Source organism: Chitinivibrionales bacterium (genome assembly GCA_014728215.1).
Classification (GTDB): Bacteria; Fibrobacterota; Chitinivibrionia; order Chitinivibrionales; family WJKA01; genus WJKA01.
In genome coordinates, this window is record WJLZ01000038.1 from 1 (window position 1) to 3,068 (window position 3,068).

Here is a 3,068-nt window from a genome sequence, read left to right on the forward strand (position 1 = left end):
CATCGGCGGTGTTGGAACAGGCGGTCTCCCACGTCCAGGTACCGGTCCGGGGAAATGCGCAGCGTATTTTGAAGGTGTTGTCCTCGTACCAGAATCCCAGCGTTTTGAGCGTTGTGCCGGATTCGTGCCGGTATTCGACATGCACAGTAACATCTTTGAATGGATTCGCATACGACTTTTCGGCTGTCAGGTCCGCTTCCCACCGCTTCCACTGCGCTATATCCGCAGCGGACAGGGCAATGACCATTACACCAACATGCACCAGGCCGGCGGTAATTGCGCGTTTATTGGTCCACATATTCAACCACCGTATACATCGTGTATTATGCAATTTCATTGTTTTGTTCCTTTCTGGAAAACATGTTCAGCCGGCAGACATATTGACTGTCAAGGAATCGAATACATTCGTTGACATCCTCCTATTGGAGGCTTCTCACGCGAATAGTCGATCGACCGTCTCTTTTGTGTACTATCAGTATCCCGGCCGGTCCACTCAGTCTCCTCCCGGTCCTTGTCTCCCGGTCTGCCGAAAGCATTCGCCCGCGTATATCGAATGCGGCCACCGTACCTCGATTCGATACCTCGGCGTGCGAAAGTGCAGGGAATTTCCGTGCGGCGGTCGCCGGCGCAGGTACGGCAATCACGAGGTACATCGATCCGCCCCCCGAAGCAGGCGATGCCATATTCGCTCCCAGACAGATCGTCTGTGCACTCGAAACAATATTCCTGTACAAATCAAAATGCCCCATGGCAGCATCGGTACATTCGATACGTAAATCCGTCTTTGTCCAGGTACTCAACCATTCCGGAAGCGCTGTTGCCCGGTTGTCATAGGCGATATAGAGCGTAGCCGGCCCATCGATATCGAAACAGAGTTGGCCCGACGTGTTCCCGGCATCGTTATTGGCCGTCTTGATAAATGCGTATCCCTCCAGGTCCGCTGGTACCGATGATATCGTGTAGCTTCTATCGGTATAGTACTCTACCCCGGGACCGAGCACAGACGGCTCATATCCCTGTGGTACGCCCGAAATCGTTACGGCGTCGTCATTGAGTGTGTCTGCGACTGTGGCGATGACCCGGTCCATGCGACGGGCCCAGTCATCCAGATAATCGGTCCGCCACTGGTTCACCGTCTTTGCGCCGTCATACCCGCTCTCTTCGAGGCTGCTTTCGGTCCGGTCGGTCCAGTAATTTGCGCCGTGACTTGTCGCCCGATACCGTCCGCCCCAACTGTCGCTCGTGGGATCGTCGGCATCACCGTGCAGAAGGTACAGAACAGAGGGCGTATCGCCCATTTTGATATCGCTTTTCTTGCTGTAGAAAAAATCCCCGAGCGCCCCGTGACCTCGTACATGAGTTGACACAAAACTTGTGTTGCCGTAATCGCCCGATTTGTCTCCTCCCTTGTACATTCCCCGGAAAGTCGTATTTGACTCGATCCACCATAGATCGTTGTGGTTGTTGTAGAGGTAATCCCGCGCCTTCGGGTCCTGCCGTGTGTTCCAGGAGCCGATACTGTAGATGCGGATTTTTTCCTTGATCGACGGGTCCTTATGTACCGCCTGGGCAACATCGGTAATCGAGCCCCACACCAGTATCCACAAGGGACGGTTGTCGGAAACATGGGCACGGTCGATAATATGTTGGGCCCCGCTGCTTATTGCATCCAGCGGAGTCGCATTGCTCTGAGCAGTTGTCGCTCCCTGAACGGTTACGGAGCGCAGATATTCAGGAGTCGGATACCCGGAGTTGTGCGATGCTGGCGCCGCATAGTCCTTCTCGTATTCATCCAGCGTCGCGCGAATATGCGATGCACGCCCGCCGTCGGGAGGTGAAGACACCAGCCCCTCGATATCGAATGTATCGGCATAAACCAGGAAATGCACCATCGACTGAAAATCATCCGGATCACTTCCGCCGATATCGGTCGAGACAATCACCCGGTGTTTTCCCGAATTCGCCTGAGCGACAGAATTAATCGCCGAAATGGGTATAAAGGTGAAAATGACTGTAGCGATAAGCGCCATGTATTTAATCATTATCCCTTTCCCTCCTTGATCAAAATGCTTAAGAGACCGCTTGTGGCCGAAATTGACGGCTATATACATTAAGATAATAAAAATTCGGCGCCCCCCCCCGGCGCCGGGGAATAAAGTGTGCACAGGTTGTGCGCATGGTTACCGGGGAAGATGAAAAAAACTCATCAATCAGTTGATACGTTCGCGGTCAGGGAGGTTGGAAATTATTTTTTTTTATAAAATCTGTCAAAGGCACACGGAGAAAGGTTGGCAGGTAATGCAAATGAGAGTTTCCGCAGGCGAAAAACAAGCGAAAGGATGTAGTATGAATCATATTTGCACGGCTTTGCTCATAGGTACTATCGCGTTGGCGGCAAACGCCCGGCAGAAATTTCTGGGCAGTATCTGGAAATCGCAAACAAGCGCTGCCGATGCCGACCCGCTGTTCGGTACGCTCTTTGATCAGGTAACGCCGGAAAACGCGGGCAAATGGGGCCCGGCGGAATCTTCGGATGACAATTATGCCTGGCCGCGCCTTGACGCCATGTATGCGGCAGCCGAATCGCTCAACCTGAAAACCAAGCAGCATACGTTTATCTGGGGAGCGCAGCAGCCCGACTGGGTGAACAGCTCCAATGCAGCCGCGGCGGCCGAAGACTGGATCAAAGATTATATGGCGCGATTTGGGGATAAGGTTGACATGATCGATGTTGTCAACGAACCGATTCATCAAAAGCCTTCTTATCGAAGCGGACTGGGCGGTGATGGCACAACCGGCTGGGACTGGGTAATCTGGAGCTTTAAGAAAGCCCGTCAATACGCGCCTGATGCAACGCTGCTGATTAATGAATACGATGTGCTCAAAAGCGACAATATCCTCAGCCAGTATAAAGATGTTATTCAGCTTTTAGTCGACAGCAATCTGGTTGATGGTATCGGAGTGCAGGGCCATTTTCTTGAGGGGCAGTCGGCTTCTGCGCTCAAGCGTCGTCTTGATTCACTGGCCGTATTCGGTCTACCGATTTATGTGAGTGAGTACGATGTGCA

At 52.7% G+C, this 3,068-nt stretch carries 3 protein-coding genes; 1 reads left to right on the forward strand and 2 read right to left on the reverse strand.

What is annotated here, in order from left to right:
* A partial coding sequence (locus GF401_02610) for a DUF5060 domain-containing protein (GenBank protein MBD3343938.1) occupies positions 1-337 on the reverse strand: 337 nt, incomplete at its 3' end.
* Between the two features lie 82 nt (positions 338-419).
* Positions 420-2,030 carry a DUF1593 domain-containing protein gene (locus GF401_02615; protein ID MBD3343939.1) on the reverse strand — a complete coding sequence of 537 codons (1,611 nt, stop codon included), beginning with the start codon at positions 2,028-2,030 and terminating at the stop codon, positions 420-422.
* A 268-nt stretch (positions 2,031-2,298) separates the two neighbouring features.
* Here GF401_02615 and GF401_02620 point away from each other — a divergent pair.
* The coding region (locus GF401_02620) for a hypothetical protein (GenBank protein ID MBD3343940.1) at positions 2,299-3,068 on the forward strand (770 nt) is incomplete at its 3' end.

What these genes read in the sequence shown, in the direction of transcription:
- GF401_02615 (MBD3343939.1), bottom strand. Translation starts at nt 2,030, where the DNA reads ATGGCGCTTATCGCTACAGTCATTTTCACCTTTATACCCATTTCGGCG.